Below are 17416 nucleotides of genomic sequence, written 5' to 3'. Positions count from 1 at the left end.
CACCAACCGCCCGGCCCGGTCCCTGCTCAGCGCACCGTCAGGCCGGTCCAGCGGGCGATGAACGCCCATTGGTCGGCGGTTTCGGCGATGATCTTGTCGGTCGGCTTGCCCGCCCCGTGCCCGGCCCGCGTCTCGATGCGGATCAGATGCGGGCGCGGCCCGATCGCGGCGGCCTGCAGGGCGGACACATATTTGAAGCTGTGGCCCGGCACGACGCGGTCGTCAGTATCGGCGGTGGTGACGAGGACCGCCGGATAATCGGTGCCGCTGCGGACATTGTGATAGGGCGAATAGGTCAGCAGGTTGCGGAAATCCGCTTCCTTCGACGGATAGCCATAATCATCGACCCAGTAGCGCCCGGCGGTGAACCGGTCGAAGCGCAGCATGTCCATCACGCCCACCGCCGGCAGCGCGGCGGCGAACAGGTCGGGGCGCTGGTTGGTGACCGCGCCGACCAGCAGCCCGCCATTCGACCCGCCCTGGATCGCCAGCTGGCCCTTGCCGGTCACGCCTTCGCGGATCAGATATTCGCCCGCCGCGATGAAATCATCGAACACATTCTGCTTGTTGAGCAGCCGCCCGGCATCGTGCCACGCCTTGCCATATTCGCCCCCGCCGCGCAGGTTGACGAGCGCGAACGCCCCGCCCTGTTCGATCCAGGCCAGCCGCCCGGCCGAAAAGGCCGGGGTATTGCTGATGTTGAACCCGCCATAGCCATACATGAGCGTCGGCGCCGGGCCGGTCACGTCCTTGCGGCGGACGATGAACATCGGCACCTGCGTGCCGTCCTTCGATGCGAAGAAACGCTGCTCGACCTTGAAATCCTCGGGCTTGAAAGTCAGGCGCGGCTGCGCCCACACCTGCGCCGTGTCCGACCGCGCATCATAGCGGAACACCGTCGTCGGCGTCGCAAAGCTGGTAAAGGCGAAGAAGGTCTCGGGATCATCGGCCTTGCCGCCAAAGCCGGCGGCGGTGCCGATGCCGGGCAGCGCCACCTTGCCGATCAGCGTGCCGTCGGGGCGGTAACGCCGCACCTCGGTCTTGGCATCGACCAGATAGGACGCGATCAGCACCCCGCCGATCACCGATGCGCCGCCCAGCGTCGCCTTGTCCTCCGGCACGATGTCGCGGGCGACGGGATTGGCCTCGGCGATGTCGAGCGCGACGATCTTGAGGCGCGGCGCGCCCTTGTTGGTCGTCCACAGGAACCGGCTGCCCTGATTGCCGACATAGTTCCAGCTATGCTCCAGCCCCTTGATCAGCGTGCGCGGCTGGGCATCGGGGCGCGACAGGTCGACGAGCGTGATCTCATAGCGGTCGTCGGTCCCTTCCGACGAGGTGATGATCAGCCATTTGCCGTCGTCGCTCACCTCGGCAATGTGGTTGAGGCGCGGCCGGTCGGGCGTGCGATAGACCAGCCGGTCTTCCGACTGGGGCGTGCCCAGCCGGTGGAAATAGACCTGCTGGTTCTCGTTCAAAGCCTGGAACTTGCCGCCGCTCGCCGGCTGCGGGAAGCGCGAATAGAAAAAGCCCGATCCGTCCTTCGCCCAGTCGAGATTGGAAAACTTCACCCATTCGACGCTGTCGGGCAGGTCCTTGCCGGTCTCGACGTCGAGCACGCGCACGGTGCGCCAGTCGGTGCCGCCATCCTGCACCGCATAGACGAGATACCGGCCATCATCCGAAGGCCGCCATTCGGCAAGCGCGGTCGCCCCGTCCTTGGCCCAGCCATTGGGATCGATCAGCACCCGCGCCGGGCCGTCGACGCGGTCGCGGACATTGAGCACCGCCTGGTTCTGCAGCCCGTCATTGCGGGCATAGAAATAGCGCCCGCCGCGCTTCACCGGCGGCGACACGCGTTCATAGTTGAACAGCTCGGTCAGCCGCCTGGCAAAGGTCGCGCGCGCCGGCAGCGTCGCCAGATAGGCATCGGTGACCTTGTTCTGCGCCGTCACCCAGTCGCGCACGCGCGCATCCTCGCGCACGTCATTTTCCAGCCAGCGATAGGGATCGGCGACCTTGACGCCGAATTGCTCCTCGACCAGCGGCTGCGCCTCGGTGCGGGGATAGGCGATGGTCGCGTCCGCCGGAGCGGCCTGGGCGGGAGAAATCGTCATGGGGGCTGTCATCACCGAGGCAAGAAGGAAATGGGTCAGAACGCGCATCGAAGGGTTCCTAGCTGGAATGGGCGGGCGCAGAGGCCATAGCCCGTTCAAAAAGCCAGACGCGGATCGCGCTGGCAAGATTGGGAGGATCGGCGACGGCGATCCGCTGCGCGTCGATGCGGGCAACGAGCGCCGACAAAGGCAGCGATGCCTGCACGGCTGCGGCCTCGAGCGCCGTCCAGAAAACGGGCTCGAGGCTGATCGACGTCGAATGACCGGCGATGGTGATCGACCGCTTGACCGGTCCGGCCGTCATCGCGCGGTCAATACATGTGCTGGCCGCCATTGATCGACAGCGTCGATCCGGTGACGAAGCCCGCATCCTCTGAGCACAGAAACGCGACGCCGCGCGCAATCTCATGCGCCTGGCCCAGCCGGCCGACCGGGATCTTGGCGACGATCTTTTCCAGCACGTCCGCCGGCACGGCGGCGACCATGTCGGTATCGATATAGCCGGGCGCGAGTGCATTGACGGTCACGCCGAACCGCGCACCTTCCTGCGCCAGCGCCTTGGTAAAGCCGTGAATGCCCGATTTGGCGGCGGCATAGTTCACCTGGCCATATTGGCCGCCCTGGCCGTTGATCGAGCCGATATTGACGATCCGGCCCCATTTACGGTCGCGCATCCCCGGAAACACCGCCTTCGCCATGTTGAAGCAGCCGCCCAGATTGATGCGGATCACCTCTTCCCACATGTCGAGCGTCATCTTCAGGATCGTGCCGTCGCGGGTGATGCCGGCATTGTTGACCAGCACGTCAACCGGGCCGAGATCGGCGGCCACCTGCGCCACCCCGTCCTGACAGGCCTGATGGTCGCCAACGTCCCATTTATAGGCGCGGATACCGGTGCGTTCGGTGAAGGCACGCGCCTTTTCGTCATTGCCGGCGTAATTGGCCGCAACGGTCATGCCCTGATCCCTGAGCGCAAGGCTGATCGCCTCGCCGATGCCCCGCGTTCCCCCGGTTACGATCGCCACACGCGCCATTTGATCCCTCTCCCCGTCATTGAAGACTTCATTTATGCAAGGCTTCTCAGAGGGATTAGGCGGCGCTCACCCAGCCTTCAAGTTCACGCGCAAGTAAAGCGCGCAGGAAATCCATGCCGACCGGGCTGTCGTTCAGGCACGGCAGATAGGCGAAGTGCGTGCCGCCCGCTTCCTCGAAACCCTCGCGGCCGCGGATCGCCAGTTCTTCCAGCGTCTCGATGCAGTCGACCGAAAATCCGGGCGCGATCACCGCGACCCGGCGCACGCCCTGTTCGGGCAGCGCCTCCAGCACCTCGTCGGTCGCCGGTTCCAGCCATTTGGCGCGGCCGAAACGCGACTGGAACGACACCCGCACCGGCCGCCCCAGCGCTTCGGACAGCAGCCGCGCGGTCTTCTGGCAGTGGCAGTGATAGGGGTCGCCCAGCTCCAGCGTGCGCAGCGGCATGCCGTGAAAGCTGGTGACGATCGCCTCCGGCTCGAAATCGAGCTGCGCCAGCCCGTCGAGCAGCGACTGTTTGAGCGCGGCGATATAGAGCGGATCGTCATAATAAGGCGGCAGCGTGCGGATCGCGGGCTGCCAGCGCAGCCGGGCGAGTGCGGCAAACGCCTTGTCGTTCGCGGTCGCCGTCGTCGCGCCGCAATATTGCGGATAGAGCGGCGCGAACAGGATGCGTTCGCAGCCCTGATCCTTGAGCGCGCGCAGCCGGTCCTCGATCGACGGATTGCCGTAGCGCATCGCCCAGTCGACGATCACGTCCGGCCCGAACGCGCCGGCCAGCCCGTCTGCCTGGCGCTTGGTCAGTGCGGCCAGCGGCGACCCGTCGGGCGTCCACACCAGCTGATAGGCCTCGGCCGATTTCTGCGGCCGGGTGTTGAGGATGAAGCCGCGCAGGATGATCTGCCAGATCAGCGGCGGAATCTCGACGACCCGCCGGTCGGACAGGAACTCCGCCAGATAGCGGCGCACCGCCGGCACCGTCGGCGCATCGGGTGTGCCGAGGTTGATCAGCAGCACGCCCACGCGGCGGGGCGCGATCGGGGGATGGTCAGTCGGCCTCATGCACCTTCCGTTCGGATTGGAAGAGTCCGATAGCGGCGTCCGGTCGCCGCGAACAGGGCGTTTGCAATCGCCGGCGCAACGGGGGCACCGCCAGTTCGCTGATCCCGCCCGGATCCTCCTCGCTGTCGAGGATTTCGATGCTGATTTCCGGCGTGTCGGCAAGCCGCGGCAGCCCCAGATCGGACAGCCGCTGCGCGGTCATGCGCCCGCCGGAAAACGATGCAGAGGCACCGAGCGCCTGGGCCATCCCGAACAGCAAAGCGCCTTCCACCTGTTGCCGGGCGATGTCGGGGTTGATGATCCGCCCGGCATCGACGACCGCGCTCAGCCGGTCGATGCGCACACGGCGTCCTTCGACCCGCGCCTCGGCGATCACCGCGACATGGCTGCCAAAGGCGCTGTGACAGGCAAGCCCCTGCCCGGTGCCCGCTGCCCCGCCCTGCCATCCAGCCAGCGTCGCCGCCGTGGCGAGGCAGCGCGCGAGGCGCGGCGACTGTCCGAGCATCGCCATGCGGAAGGTCGACGGGTCCATCCCCGCCGCCCGCGCCAGTTCATCGACAAAGCTCTCGGTGAAGAAACAGCCATAGCCATGCGCGCCGCCGCGCAGATAGCCGATCGGATAAGGCGCCGGGGCGGCATGGTGGCGGATCTCGACATTGCCGATCTGATAGGGCGGATCGGAGCCGGCAATGGCGAACCGGTCCGGCCCGCCCGCGACCAGCGCGGCGGCGACACCATGCCCGGCGAGCAGCGGCGCGGCCACCGCCCGGCCATAATCGGGCACCGCCACCGCCGCCCGCCAGCCGGCGATGCGCCCGCCCTCGACCCGCGCCACCAGCCGCGCCCGCGCCGCCGGGCGGCAGGGATCGTGCAGCAGATCCTCGCCCCGCCCCCATTGCAGCTGCACGGGCCGTTTCAGCCGCGCGCTGAGCTTTGCCGCCTGGATCGCGGCATCGGCCTCCATGCCCCGCCCGGTCGCGCCGCCGACTGGCATCGGATGGATGATGACCGCCCGCGGATCGAGATCGAGCGCCGCCGCAACCGCCTGGCGCGCCGCCTCGGGCGCGGTCGTCGCCAGCCACAGCGACAGCCGCCCGCCGGAAAAATGCGCGGTCGCCGCCACCGGCTCGACCGGCGCACGCAGCGACGGGGCGACTTGATAATCGGCGCTGAGCGTGACCCCGGCGGCCAGCGCCGTGTCAGGATCGCCGCGCCGCACCAGCGCGGTGCCGCCCTCTGCCAAGGCGTCGGCCAGCGCCGCGCCGATGGCGCGGTCGTCGGCGAGCGGCCCGTCGATGCGGAAACGCGGGCGCATGGCATCGACCGCGCGGATCGCGGCCCAGCCTGTCGTCGCGACCGCCGCCACCCAGCCGGGCGTCTGCACCACCGCGACCACGCCCGGCACCGCATCGGCTGCGGCAAGATCGACCCCGATCAACCGCCCACCGCCGAGCGGCGGCTGGCGGAGAGCCGCAAACACCATCCCCGGCAGCCGGACATCGGCGGCGAAGTTTGCCGATCCGTCGAGCTTGGCCGGGCTGTCGAGCCGGGGCAGCGCCCGGCCGGCAAGCCGGTTGTCGCTGGTCAGCCTGAGCACCGGTTCGGCCGGCGGTTCGAAGCCGGCGGCATCGGCGGCAAGCGCGCCGAAACGCAGCCGCCGGTCGCCCGCCACCACAAATCCGCCGCGCGTGTCGCACTGATCGGCCTCTACGCCCAGGCGGGCGGCGGCGGCGGCGCACAATTGCGCCCGGGCGGCGGCGGCGGCGAGGCGCATCGGCACCTCGAACATCCTGACGCTGGTCGATCCGGCCGTCACCATGATCGCCGCCCGGCGGGCAAAATCATCGGCAAGCCCGGCGGGCGCACGACCAACTTCGGCGGCAAGATCGGCAATGAAGCGCTGATTGGCGAACAGCGGGTGGATCGGCGCGGGTTCGACCGCGATCGTCCGCCAGTCCGCGCCCAGTTCATCCGCGACGATCTGGGCAAGGCCGGTCCACGCACCCTGGCCGGTTTCCGCCTGGGGCATGGCCACGATCACCCGCCCGTCCTCGGCGATGCGGACATAGGCGTTGAACAGCAGCTCGCCCGGCCCGAGCGGAATGTTGAGCGGATATTCGCGCGGCCATGCCGTCCAGCCGACGGCCAGCCCCAGGCCCAGCCCGCCGGCCACCAGCAGCCGACGGCGCGTCAGCCCTTCGCCCCCGCCCGGACCATCGGTCCCGGCCAGCCCCTTCAGCCGGGCAAGACCGGCCAGCCCGCGCCCGCCGGCCTTGCCGGAGCCTGTCTCGTTCCGCCACATCGCCCGGCTGATAGCCAAGCCCATCGCGACGCGCCACTGCCTGATCATGCGCGGCGGGATGATCGCGCGGCCACCGGCAGCAGCCGGATCTTAACGGGCCGTTCACCATCACCGTTTGCAGGGCCGTTAACCTCTTTCCGCTACGCCCAGGGCATGCCGAACCGCCGCGCCTGCCTCGCCGCGCTGCTCGCACTGATGTCGCCCCTTGTCGCGGCGAACAGTGACCGGTTGTCCCGTCTCGAGGACCGGCTGCTCGCGGCGCACAACCGTGAGCGTGCGGCCATCGGCGTGCCGCCGCTCGAATGGGATGCGCAACTCGCCGCCGATGCCGCCAACTGGGCAGAGGCGCTGGCCGCCACCAACAGCTTCGTGCATTCGCGCGCCGATCCGACCGATCCCGAGGTGCAGGGCGAAAATCTGTGGGCCGGCACGCGCGGCGCATGGGCGCCCGAGGAAATGGTCGGGCTGTGGCTGTCGGAAAAGCAGGATTACCGCCCCGGCGTGTTCCCCGCCGTGTCGCGCAGCGGCGATCTGGACCGGGTCGGCCATTACACCCAGGTGATCTGGCGCGAAACGCGCAAGGTCGGCTGCGCCATCGCCCGGGGCGAGGACGAGGATTTCCTCGTCTGCCGTTACAGCCAGGGCGGCAATGTGATGGGCCAGCAGGTCGTCTGATCCCGCCCGCAGGTGGCGGTCACCGCCCGCTGCCCGCCCCCTTCGATGATCACTGGAGCGGTGGCCGATCCGGCTGCATCGGCCCGCAGCCTGCAAATGCGCTGATCTTCGCCCGCGCCCACGATAAAAAAAAAACGGCCCGGGGGAACCGGGCCGTTTGTTCCATTCGATCAATAACACCGGTTCCGGGTCTCAGGCCTCCGCCTGCTCGCGCGCCTTGCGCTGCCGCCAGACGATGCGGGTCGCGCCGCCGACGACGCCAAAGCCGATCATCATCTGCGCCCAGGTCGCAGGCTCTGGAATGGGCGGCGGCTGATCGACGCCCGGCGGGGCGGCGGTGCGGGCGGCGGCGGGTTGGTCGGATCGCCACCTTCAGGCGGCGGGCTGCCGGGGAACAGGCCCGGATTCGGGCCGCCGGGAAAAAAAGGGCGGTTGGGCAGCGCGAACGACACCTGATCGGGCCGAACCGGTGCGCTCGCGACCGGCGCGATCGGGTTGGCAAAGGGCGTGACCAGCGGGTTGCTGGTGATCACGACAGGGTCGGGGCAGATGATCCCCGCGCCCACCGGCGTCACCGCCGCCTGGGCAGGCGTGCGAACCCGGGGCTTGGCCCGCGCCGTCCGGGTCGGCTGGGCCGGCGCGGTCGCGCGGTGCACCGCCTGGCGCACCTTCGGCACCCCCATGGTCACGGCCGCAGTGCCGACCACCGGGCACACACAGGCCGCAATCAGCTTTGCCGTGTTCGAGGCGATGATCTCTTTCAACATGTTCGACTCCCTGGACCCTGCTCTTACACAGGCAGGTAAATGTTTTAAGTGTCGTTTATGGTGAATGTCAGCGTTACTGACGGCTTAACCATGTTTGCGACCTTCCATAGCGGATTCCGCGCCGCGTGGCGATCCTTTTGCGTATCGACAAGATCATTCCCGATCATTTCCGCGTGCGGCCTTCATCTGCGCGATCGGGCCGGCGGGTGCCGCTTACCCGGTCATTTGCGCGCTGCCGCCCTATTGGCTATAGCCCCGTCATCCCGCCTCGGCAGCGCCCGCCCACCGGCGCGCCGGGGCGGCTTTATTTCCGCGCCACGCGCGCGTCAAAGGAGCTTCTGCCCATGGCCCGGCGCCGCCAGATCTACGAAGGCAAGGCCAAGATCCTTTATGAAGGCCCCGAACCCGGCACGCTGATCCAGTATTTCAAGGATGACGCGACCGCGTTCAACGCCCAGAAAAAGGGCACGATCAGCGGCAAGGGCGTGCTCAACAACCGCATTTCCGAGCATATCTTCACCCTGCTCGGCCAGATCGGCGTGCCGACCCATTTCATCCGGCGGCTCAACATGCGCGAGCAGCTGATTCGCCAGGTCGAGATCATTCCGATCGAGGTGGTGCTGCGCAACGTCGCCGCCGGCACGCTGTCCAAGCGGCTGGGGATCGAGGAAGGCACGCAGCTGCCGCGCACGATCATCGAATATTATTACAAGGATGACGCGCTCGGCGATCCGCTGGTGTCGGAAGAACATATCGCCTGTTTCGGCTGGGCCAGCCAGGACGAGATGCACGACATCCAGGACATGGCGATCCGGGTGAATGATTTCCTGTCCGGCCTGTTCGCAGGCATCGGCATCCGCCTGGTCGACTTCAAGCTGGAGTTCGGGCGGATCTGGGACAATGACTATAGCCGCGTGATCCTGGCCGACGAGATCAGCCCCGATGGCTGCCGGCTGTGGGACATGGAAACCGGCGAAAAGCTCGACAAGGACCGGTTCCGCCGCGATCTGGGCGGCGAGGTCGAGGCCTATCAGGAAGTGGCGCGGCGGCTGGGGCTGATGCCCGAAGGCGAAAATGCCGTGCTCGACCTCGAATCGCATCGCAAGCGGCGCGGCCGCTGAGCTTGCAGGACCCGCGCCGGCCCGGCATAGGGCCGGCGCATCATGCACATGATCCCCGATTTCCCAATGCAAGGCGCGCAGTCATGAAAGCCCGTATCTTCGTCACGCTCAAGAACGGCGTTCTCGATCCCCAGGGCAAGGCGATCCACCACGCGCTGACCGGGCTCGGCTTTGCCGGTGTCGAGGATGTGCGCGCGGGCAAGCTGATCGAACTCGATCTGGCCGATGGCACGTCGGATCAGGACATTGAGGCGATGTGCCAGAAGCTGCTCGCCAACACGGTGATCGAGAATTACCGCATCGAGCGGCTGTGATGGGCGGGCCGGGCATGAACAGCGCCGTCATCGTTTTCCCCGGTTCCAACTGCGACCGTGACCTTGCCGTCGCGATCCGCGACGTGACCGGCCGGGCACCGGCGATGGTCTGGCACCGCGAAACCGAACTGCCGGCCAATATCGGCCTGATCGGCATTCCCGGCGGCTTTTCCTATGGCGACTATCTGCGCTGCGGCGCGATTTCGGCGCGCAGCCCGGTGATGCGCGCGGTTGCCGAGGCCGCGGCGCGCGGCGTGCCGGTGATCGGCATCTGCAACGGCTTCCAGATCCTGACCGAGGCCGGGCTGCTGCCGGGCGCGCTGATGCGCAATGCCGGGCTGGATTTCGTCTGCCGCGACGTGACCCTGACCGTCGGCCAGACGGCCTCGCCCTTCACCAGCGGCTACCGCGCGGGCGAAACGATCACCGTGCCGGTCGCCCATCATGACGGCAATTATAACGCCGATGCCGCCACGCTCGACCGGCTGGAAGGCGAAGGCCGGGTGGCGTTCCGCTATGCAGAGCCGGTCAACGGCTCGGCGCGCGGCATTGCCGGCATTGTCAGCGAACGCGGCAATGTGCTGGGCATGATGCCCCATCCCGAACGGCGGACCGAGGCCGCGCATGGCGGCACCGATGGCCGCCGGCTGTTCGAAGGGCTGCTGGAGACGGTGGGCGCCTGATGGCGCACGACCCGCTGGGCTGCGACGATTGCCCGGTGCGCGATGTCGCCGTGTGCGCCGGGCTTGGCGAGCGCGAGCGGCAGACTCTCGCCCGGCTCGGACGGCGGCGGACGATCCGGCGCGGCGAAACCCTGTTCCTGGCGGGCGAGGACAATATCGCCTGCGCGACCCTGGTGTCGGGCGCGCTCAAACTGGCGCGGATCGACAGCGAGGGCGTTGAGCGCATCGTGGCACTTGTCCATCCCGCCGATTTCATGGCGCGGATGTTTGCAACCGCGATCGACTGCACGGCGACCGCCCTTGCCGACAGCGAAATCTGCCTGTTCCCGCGCGACGTCATCGCGCGCGAGATGCAGGGCCATGCCGCCTTTCTCGACCGGCTGCTCAGGGCGACGAGCGCCCAGCTCGACCGCGCCCGCGACCTCATCGACCTGATCGGGCGGCGCGACGCGCGGGCGCGGGTGGCGGGCCTGTTGCTGATGTTCCTTGAATCGGCGTGCATTCCCGCCCGGCCCGGTGATGTCCGCCGGATCGACCTGCCGCTGACGCGCGGCGAGATGGCGGCGCTGCTCGGCCTGACCATCGAGACGGTCAGCCGCCAGCTCACCGCATTGGAAGCGATGGGCGCGGTGCGCCGGATCGGGCTGCGCGGGCTTGAGGTGACGGACCCCGACGCCTTGCGGACGGCGGCGACCGGCTGAGCCGCCGCCCTTCTCCAACGTCCGTTCAGTCGACCCAGTCGAGCCCGATATCGCGGTAAAGCCCGCGATCCTCGTCCCAGTCTTCCTTGACCTTCACATGCAGATACAGATGCACCTTGCGCCCGAGCAGCCGGGCCAGCTCGGTGCGCGAGCGTTCGCCGATCGTCCGGATCTGCTGGCCACCCTTGCCGAGCACGATTGCCCGCTGGGTGGGCCGGGCGACCAGGATCTGCTGATGGATCTCGACCGAGCCGTCATCGCGCTCGCGATATTGTTCGGTCTCGACCGCGCTCGCATAGGGCAGCTCGGCATGAAGCTGGAGATAGAGCTGCTCGCGCGTCACCTCGGCGGCCAGCATCCGGTCGGTGGCGTCGGACACCTGATCCTCGGGGAAATGCCACGGCCCTTCGGGCATGTGCGCGGCAAGCGCGGCCTTCAGATCGGCCACCCCGTCGCCGGTCGCGGCGCTCACCATGTAGACGGCATCAAAGGCCAGCGCCTCGGTCAGCCGCGCGGCATGGACGAGCAGCTTGTCCTTGGCGGCGATGTCGACCTTGTTGAGCACCAGCACCTTGGGCTCGGGCCGGGCCTTCAGCCCCTCGACAATCGCCATCACCTTGGGGCCAAGCCCGGCGCGCGCATCGACGATCAGCGCGATCACGTCGGCATCGGCAGCGCCGCCCCAGGCCGCCTGCACCATCGCCCGGTCGAGCCGCCGGCGCGGCTCGAAAATCCCCGGCGTGTCGACGAGCATGATCTGGCTTTCGCCTGCGATGGCGATGCCCATCAGCCTTGTGCGCGTCGTCTGCGCCTTGGGGCTGACGATCGCGACCTTCTGGCCGACCAGCGCGTTCACGAGCGTCGATTTGCCCGCATTGGGCGCACCGACCACGGCGACGAGGCCGCATCTTTCCGTCATGTCTCAAGCATCTCCAGCAAAGCACGGGCGGCGGCGGTTTCGGCTTCCTGCTTGGACGCGCCAGTGCCGGTCGCCTCCCCGGCATGGCGCACCGTCACCCGCACGGTAAAGCGCGGCGCGTGTTCCGGGCCGGACCGCTCGACCTGTTCGTAAACGGGCGGCTTGCGGCGATGGGCGGCCGCCCATTCCTGCAACGCCGATTTGGGATGGCGGGGCGCGCGCTGCTGATGGTCGAGCCGCGATTCCCAGCGGGCGCGGATGAACGCGTCCACGGCGTCCAGGCCATGATCGAGATAGAGCGCGCCGATCAGCGCCTCGACGACATCGCCCAGGATATTGTCGCTGTCGGCCGCGCCATCGTCGCGCGCCTGCTTGCCCAGCCGCAGATGGACGCGAACGCCGATCTCGCGGCCGACATCGGCGCACACGCTGCCCGACACCAGAGCATTGAGCCGCCAGGACAGCTTGCCCTCCGGCTCGTCGGGAAAACGGTCATAGAGCCAGCGGGCGATGGTGAGGCCGAGCACCCGGTCACCCAGAAACTCCAGCCGTTCATAATCCGGCTCCTCGCGGCTGCCATGGGTCAGCGCGCGCTGATACAGCGCGAGCGTCTGCGGCGCGCGCCCGAGCGTGCGCGCAATCCAGTCCTCAAGCCCGGTCATGGCTGCTGTCCGATCCGTTCCCATCGCACCGCATTGCGCCAGCTTGCCGGGCTTCGCCAGTCCCCCGGTGCACGAAAGGACATCAGCACCCGCTCCGCCCGACCGGTGATGCGCGCCACCGCCACCGGGCCGATTGCGGGGGTGCGGCTGTCGCGGCTCTGGTCGCGATTGTCGCCCATGACGAACACATGGCCCGGCGGCACCGTCCACGCCCCGTCAGCCGACAGGTCGAGCGCGATGACGTCATGCCGCCGCCCGCCCGGCAGCGTCTCGCGGTGCCGGATATAGGCGCACACCAGCACGCCGCCCACGATCCGCCGCCTCAGCTGCGGACAGTCGCGCCCCGCGCCGACCGGCACCGACAGGTCGGGCAGGCGCGTCTGCGGCACCGGCACGCCATTGAGCGCCAGCCGCCCGCCGCTCAGCGCGATGCGGTCGCCGGGCAGGCCGATCACCCGCTTGACCAGATCGCGCGCCGGATCGGCGGGCGACCGGAACACGATGACGTCGCCGCGCTCCGGCAATCGCCCGGCCAGCCGCCCGCCGCCGAACGCCCGCTCGCCGAGCGCCGCCCCGCCGGGCAGGCTGAACCATGACCAGCCATAGGGATAGCGGGTGGCGATCATGTAATCGCCGGGCAACAGCGCCGGCATCATCGAGGGCGACGGGATCGCATAGGGCGCGGCCACCAGGCTGCGGACCGCGACCACGGCCAGCGCCAGCTGGGCAAGAAAGACGAGAAACCGGCGGCCGCCGCCCGCACCCGGCCGGGCGCGCCTGATCACCTGTTTCAGCGGCGGTCCCCGCCCGCTGCCAGCCCCCGCCGCGGCATTCAGTCGAACGCCCGCGACAGCAGCGCCTGGGTGGAGGGATCAAAGCCAGTCGGGCCGTCGGCCTCGATCCGGCGGGCGATCGCCTTGCCCAGTTCCACGCCGAACTGGTCGAACGGATTGATCCCCAGCATCACCGCATTGGCAAAGGTGCGGTGCTCGTAAAAGGCGATGAGCGCGCCCAGCGCCTCAGGCGTCAGATCGTCGATCAGGATCGTCACCGACGGCCGGTCGCCCGGATAGGCGCGCTGCGGATCGTCGCTTGCCTGCCCGGCCATCAGCGCCGCGCCCTGCGCGAAGCAATTGGTCAGGAGCGCGCGGTGATGCGCGGGATCGAGCGCATGGCCCGGCTCGGCCACCGCCACGAACTCGACCGGGACCAGCCTGGTGCCCTGATGGAGCAGCTGGAACACCGCATGCTGGGCATCGGTGCCGACGCCGCCCCAGGTGATCGCCGCACTCGGCCAGGACAGTTCCACGCCCTGCGGCGTCACGCGCTTGCCGTTTGATTCCATCTCCAGCTGCTGGAGATAGGAAGGCAGCAGCCGCAGCCGCTCGTCATAGGCGAACACCGCGCGCGTCTCGCAGCCGCGCAGCTGGGCATAATATTGGTCGGCAATGGCGGCGAGCAGCGGCGCATTGCGTTCCGGCGGGGCAAGGCGGAAATGCCGGTCCATCGAGGCCGCTCCCTCCAGCAGCCGCTCGAACGCTTCCCAGCCCAGCGCCAGCGCGGCGGGAAAGCCGATCGACGACCACAGCGAATAACGCCCGCCGACGCTTTCCGAAAACGGCAGCACACGGGTTTCATCGACGCCCCAGGCGACCGCCTTATCGGGTGCCGCAGTGAGGGCGACGACGCGGCCATAGGGATCCTCCACCCCGGCCTCGGCCAGCCAGGCGAGCGCCGAGGCGGCGTTGAGCATCGTCTCGGTGGTGGTGAAGGTCTTGGACGCGACCACGACCAGCGTGGCCCCCGGATCGAACCGGCTGAACGCCGCCTCCAGCGCCGCGCCGTCGACATTCGACACGACGGCGACATCATATTGGCTGTCGTGGCGCCCCAGCGCATCGACCAGCAGGTCGGGGCCGAGCGCCGATCCGCCGATGCCGATATGCAGCACATGGCGCACCGGGCCGAGCGCGCCGGCCTCGATCGCGTCGATCAGCGCGCGCATCCGCGCATGGAAACCGCGCGCCCGTGCCACGCTTTCGGGTGCGCCCTCGCCGCGCTCGGCGCTGTGTTCGGCGGCGCGGCCCTCGCTGCTGTTGATCGCGGCGCCCGCGAACAGCTGATCCCGCGCCGCGCCCAGCCCGCGCCCGGCGGCGAAATCAAGGAAACGCGCCGCCAGATCGCGGTCGAGATGGGTCTTGGAAAAATCCAGATACAGCCCCGCCGCCTCGAACGCGAAATGCCCGACCCGTTCGGGATCGGCAGCGAACAGTTCGGCCAGCGTGTGGCGTTTGGTCTCGGTCGGCCAGGCGGGCGCCTGCATTGTCCATTCCCCCTTGTTCGGCCCGGCGCGCGGGCGGCCTGCCCTCTCTACCCCGCCCCGGCCATGTGCAAGCGGACCAATCACCCGACTGCTGCGCAAGCCCCGGAGCGAGCGCGCAAGCTTCCCTTAAGCCCGTTCCTTGCGCCCCAGTTAACGCCCGCGGCCCTATAACTCGCGTCGCAACCCGTCACGCCGGAGGGTCGACCATTGGCCGCAGGATATCGCGCCGCGTTCAACCTCAACCGCCGGGAATCCCCGCGCGACGATGTTTATTACCGGACCCGCGCGACCGACGATGCCGGCCTGTCGTTCGGGCTCCAGATCGTCAACATCTCGGCTACCGGCTTCATGGCGCGCACCGAAGCGGCGCTTGCGCCCGGCAGTTGGATGACGCTGCGCCTGCCGGTGGTCGGCCAGATCCGCGCCGATGTGCGCTGGGCACTGGGCGGACGCGTGGGCTGCCAGTTCGAACAGATGATCGACCTTGCGCCCTATCTCGACCTGCTGGGCGCGCTGGTCCGCGACGCGCGCTAGCCAAGGTTCAGGCCGGGTTGGAACATCCGGCAGCGCCGAAGACTAGCTCCGAAACAGCCCGCCCAGGCCTCTGATTGGTTTAGGATTTATCCTCCGCGCAACAGCGCCACACCGGCATCGCGTTCGAACAGATACAGCGCCAGCCGCGCCGCCTGCCCGCGCGGCCCGTCCAGCCCGCCATCGCGGTCGACGAGCAGCCGCGCATCGTCGGTCGCGACGGGCAGCAGCGCCTGCACCTGCTCGGGCGTGGCAAGGCGGAAGACATGCTCGCCCGACTGGCGCGTGCCGAGAATCTCGCCCGGCCCGCGCAGCCGCAGATCCTCTTCGGCAATGCGGAAACCGTCATTGCTCTCGCGCATCAGCGCCAGCCGCGCGCGCGCCGTCTCCCCCAGTGCGCCGGAGCGCAGCAACAGGCAGGTTGACCGCCCGGTGCCGCGCCCCACCCGCCCGCGCAGCTGGTGCAGCTGCGCCAGGCCGAAGCGGTCGGCATGTTCGATCACGATCAGCGTGGCATTGGGCACATCGACGCCGACTTCGATCACCGTCGTCGCGACGAGCACGGCGATGCGCCCGGCGGCGAACCCCGCCATCACCGCGTCCTTGTCCGGCCCCTTCATCCGGCCATGGACCAGACCGACCCGCTCCGCCCCGAAACGCAGCCGCAGCGCCTCCGCCCGCGCCTCGGCGGCGGCAAGGTCGCTATTCTCGCTCTCCTCGACCAGCGGGCACACCCAATAGGCCTGGCCGCCCTGATCCATCAGCCGGCCGAGCGCCTCGACCACCTCGGCCAGCCGGTCCTCGGCGATCACCCGCGTTTCGATCGGCTGGCGCCCCGGCGGCATTTCATCGAGCCGGCTGACATCCATCTCGCCATATTGGGTGAGCGTCAGCGTGCGCGGGATCGGCGTTGCCGTCATCACCAGCACATGCGGCGGCGTCGCCGCCTTCTGCGCCAGCATCAGCCGCTGCGACACCCCGAACCGGTGCTGTTCGTCAATCACCGCAAGGCCAAGCCGGCGATAGTTCACATCCTGCTGGAAGATGGCATGAGTGCCGATCAGGATATCGATCGACCCGTCCGCCAGCCCCATCAGCGTTGCATCGCGCACCCGCCCTTTTTCCCGCCCGGTCAGGATCGCGACATTGACCGGCAGGCCAGCGAGCATGCGGGACAGCGAGGCGTGATGCTGGCGCGCGAGGATCTCGGTCGGGGCGAGCAACGCCCCCTGCGTCCCCGCCTCGACCGCGACGAGCAGCGCCATCAGCGCCACCAAAGTCTTGCCCGCGCCGACATCGCCCTGCAGCAGGCGGAGCATCGGCGCGTCCTGGCGCAGATCGCCCTCGATCTCGGCAATCGCGCGCCGCTGCGCACCGGTTGGCGCATAAGGCAGGCTGAGCGCATCGCGCAGCCGCCCGTCGCCGACCAGCGCCCGCCCGCGCCGCCGCCGCGCCGACGCGCGCACCAGCATCAGCGCCAGCTGGTTGGCGAACACCTCGTCATAGGCCAGCCGCTCGCGCGCCGCCTGATCGGCGGGGTCGGCATGGGCAGCGTTCAGGGCCGCGCGCCACGCCGGCCAGCCGCGCGCGGCCAGCAGGCTCGGCTCGATCCATTCGGGCAGCTCAGGCGCCCGCGCCAGCGCCTGCTGCGCCAGCTGGCCGAGCCGGCGTGACGTCATGCCTTCAGACAGGGGATAGACGGGCTCGCGCAGCGGTGGTTCGGCCTCGCCCGGCTGCAGGACAAGATCGGGATGGACGATCTGCAACCCCTCGCCATAGGCGTCGAGCCGCCCGGACACGCGCCGCGCCTCGCCCAGCGGGAACAGCTTGCGCGCCCAGCCGGGATTGCCGCCGAAATAGACCAGGCTCACCGGATCGCCCGCCGCATCCGCCGCCTGCACCCGGAAAGGCCCGCGCCCGGCCGCCGCGCGGTAGCCGGTTGCGGTGAGCGTCGTCAGGATCACCTGCCCCGGGCGCGCCTCGGCCAGCCGGTCGACGGCGTGGCGGTCGACCCAGCCGGTCGGCAGGTGAAAGGCGATATCGACCGCGCGCGCCAGCCCCAGCCGCTCCAGCGGCCGGCGCAGCGCCGGGCCGATGCCCTTCAACGCCTCGACTTCGGCGAACAGCGGATTGAGGATTTCGGGTCGCATGCCTATCTGGCCGCTTCTAATCACAATGCCGACGCGCCCGCCAGCGCGTTCGGCCGC

18 protein-coding genes are annotated in these 17416 nt (G+C 69.0%); 6 read left to right on the top strand and 12 right to left on the bottom strand.

The features are described 5' to 3' along the window. Positions 1–26: 26 nt before the first annotated feature. From GVO57_RS09900 to GVO57_RS09880, 5 genes are read right to left on the bottom strand one after another with little or no spacing between them, the layout of a single operon-like run. The gene (locus GVO57_RS09900) at positions 27–2117 is read right to left on the bottom strand and encodes a prolyl oligopeptidase family serine peptidase (RefSeq protein ID WP_233281325.1); all 2091 of its coding nucleotides are present in this window, start codon (positions 2115–2117) and stop codon (positions 27–29) included. 58 nt (positions 2118–2175) lie between these two features. Beyond that, entirely contained in the window at positions 2176–2421 is a 246-nt protein-coding gene (locus tag GVO57_RS09895; protein ID WP_160593002.1) for a ribbon-helix-helix domain-containing protein, read from the bottom strand. A 7-nt stretch (positions 2422–2428) separates the two neighbouring features. Then, positions 2429–3151: an acetoacetyl-CoA reductase gene (phbB, locus tag GVO57_RS09890; RefSeq protein ID WP_160593001.1), complete on the bottom strand. Its 723-nt coding sequence runs from the start codon at positions 3149–3151 to the stop codon at positions 2429–2431. 55 nt (positions 3152–3206) lie between these two features. Continuing rightward, the gene (hemH, locus tag GVO57_RS09885) at positions 3207–4211 is read right to left on the bottom strand and encodes a ferrochelatase (RefSeq protein ID WP_160593000.1); all 1005 of its coding nucleotides are present in this window, start codon (positions 4209–4211) and stop codon (positions 3207–3209) included. Beyond that, on the bottom strand, positions 4198–6561 hold the full coding sequence (locus GVO57_RS09880; RefSeq protein ID WP_327785514.1) for a xanthine dehydrogenase family protein molybdopterin-binding subunit: 2364 nt from the start codon (positions 6559–6561) through the stop codon (positions 4198–4200). Before GVO57_RS09880 ends, hemH begins: the two co-directional genes overlap by 14 nt. Positions 6562–6666: 105 nt before the next feature. Here GVO57_RS09880 and GVO57_RS09875 point away from each other — a divergent pair, with 105 nt between their 5' ends. Further along, positions 6667–7188, top strand: coding sequence for a CAP domain-containing protein (locus GVO57_RS09875; protein ID WP_160592999.1), 522 nt, complete (start codon positions 6667–6669; stop codon positions 7186–7188). A gap of 192 nt (positions 7189–7380) precedes the next feature. Here GVO57_RS09875 and GVO57_RS15625 read toward each other — a convergent pair whose 3' ends face one another. Together GVO57_RS15625 and GVO57_RS09865 are read right to left on the bottom strand one after the other, a co-directional pair. Beyond that, entirely contained in the window at positions 7381–7461 is an 81-nt protein-coding gene (locus GVO57_RS15625) for a hypothetical protein (RefSeq protein WP_407695728.1), read from the bottom strand. Then, the gene (locus GVO57_RS09865; RefSeq protein WP_160592998.1) at positions 7461–7955 is read right to left on the bottom strand and encodes a hypothetical protein; all 495 of its coding nucleotides are present in this window, start codon (positions 7953–7955) and stop codon (positions 7461–7463) included. Before GVO57_RS09865 ends, GVO57_RS15625 begins: the two co-directional genes overlap by 1 nt. 344 nt (positions 7956–8299) lie before the next feature. On the opposite strand from GVO57_RS09865, the gene purC reads away from it, so the two are divergent. The 4 genes from purC to GVO57_RS09845 all read left to right on the top strand — a co-directional run bounded on the left by purC (position 8300) and on the right by GVO57_RS09845 (position 10774). Beyond that, entirely contained in the window at positions 8300–9076 is a 777-nt protein-coding gene (gene purC, locus GVO57_RS09860) for a phosphoribosylaminoimidazolesuccinocarboxamide synthase (RefSeq protein WP_160592997.1), read from the top strand. An 83-nt stretch (positions 9077–9159) separates the two neighbouring features. Beyond that, the gene (gene purS / locus GVO57_RS09855; RefSeq protein WP_160592996.1) at positions 9160–9390 is read left to right on the top strand and encodes a phosphoribosylformylglycinamidine synthase subunit PurS; all 231 of its coding nucleotides are present in this window, start codon (positions 9160–9162) and stop codon (positions 9388–9390) included. A gap of 14 nt (positions 9391–9404) precedes the next feature. Next, positions 9405–10073 (top strand): phosphoribosylformylglycinamidine synthase subunit PurQ, encoded by a 669-nt coding sequence (purQ, locus tag GVO57_RS09850; RefSeq protein ID WP_160592995.1) that lies wholly within the window; start codon positions 9405–9407, stop codon positions 10071–10073. Beyond that, positions 10073–10774, top strand: a complete 702-nt coding sequence (locus GVO57_RS09845) for a Crp/Fnr family transcriptional regulator (RefSeq protein WP_160592994.1) — start codon at positions 10073–10075, stop codon at positions 10772–10774. Before purQ ends, GVO57_RS09845 begins: the two co-directional genes overlap by 1 nt. Before the next feature lie 25 nt (positions 10775–10799). Here GVO57_RS09845 and era read toward each other — a convergent pair whose 3' ends face one another. The 4 genes from era to pgi are packed head-to-tail and all read right to left on the bottom strand — an operon-like array spanning position 10800 to position 14678. Beyond that, complete coding sequence (gene era, locus GVO57_RS09840) at positions 10800–11693, bottom strand: GTPase Era (RefSeq protein ID WP_160592993.1); 894 nt, start codon at positions 11691–11693, stop codon at positions 10800–10802. Further along, positions 11690–12355 (bottom strand): ribonuclease III, encoded by a 666-nt coding sequence (rnc, locus tag GVO57_RS09835; RefSeq protein WP_160592992.1) that lies wholly within the window; start codon positions 12353–12355, stop codon positions 11690–11692. The genes era and rnc overlap by 4 nt, the downstream gene beginning before the upstream one ends. Next, complete coding sequence (lepB, locus tag GVO57_RS09830) at positions 12352–13140, bottom strand: signal peptidase I (protein ID WP_233281324.1); 789 nt, start codon at positions 13138–13140, stop codon at positions 12352–12354. Before lepB ends, rnc begins: the two co-directional genes overlap by 4 nt. Before the next feature lie 47 nt (positions 13141–13187). Further along, a complete protein-coding gene (pgi, locus tag GVO57_RS09825; protein ID WP_160592991.1) occupies positions 13188–14678 on the bottom strand; it encodes a glucose-6-phosphate isomerase in 1491 nt (496 codons plus the stop codon). A gap of 207 nt (positions 14679–14885) precedes the next feature. Here pgi and GVO57_RS09820 point away from each other — a divergent pair, with 207 nt between their 5' ends. Further along, positions 14886–15212 (top strand): PilZ domain-containing protein, encoded by a 327-nt coding sequence (locus GVO57_RS09820; protein WP_160592990.1) that lies wholly within the window; start codon positions 14886–14888, stop codon positions 15210–15212. Positions 15213–15298: 86 nt separating this feature from the next. Here GVO57_RS09820 and recG read toward each other — a convergent pair whose 3' ends face one another. After that, positions 15299–17359 (bottom strand): ATP-dependent DNA helicase RecG, encoded by a 2061-nt coding sequence (recG, locus tag GVO57_RS09815; RefSeq protein WP_160592989.1) that lies wholly within the window; start codon positions 17357–17359, stop codon positions 15299–15301. Between the last annotated feature and the right edge of the window lie 57 nt (positions 17360–17416).

This window comes from Sphingomonas changnyeongensis, assembly GCF_009913435.1.
GTDB lineage: Bacteria > Pseudomonadota > Alphaproteobacteria > Sphingomonadales > Sphingomonadaceae > Sphingomonas_B > Sphingomonas_B changnyeongensis.
This window is presented reverse-complemented; position numbering and strand designations above follow the sequence as displayed.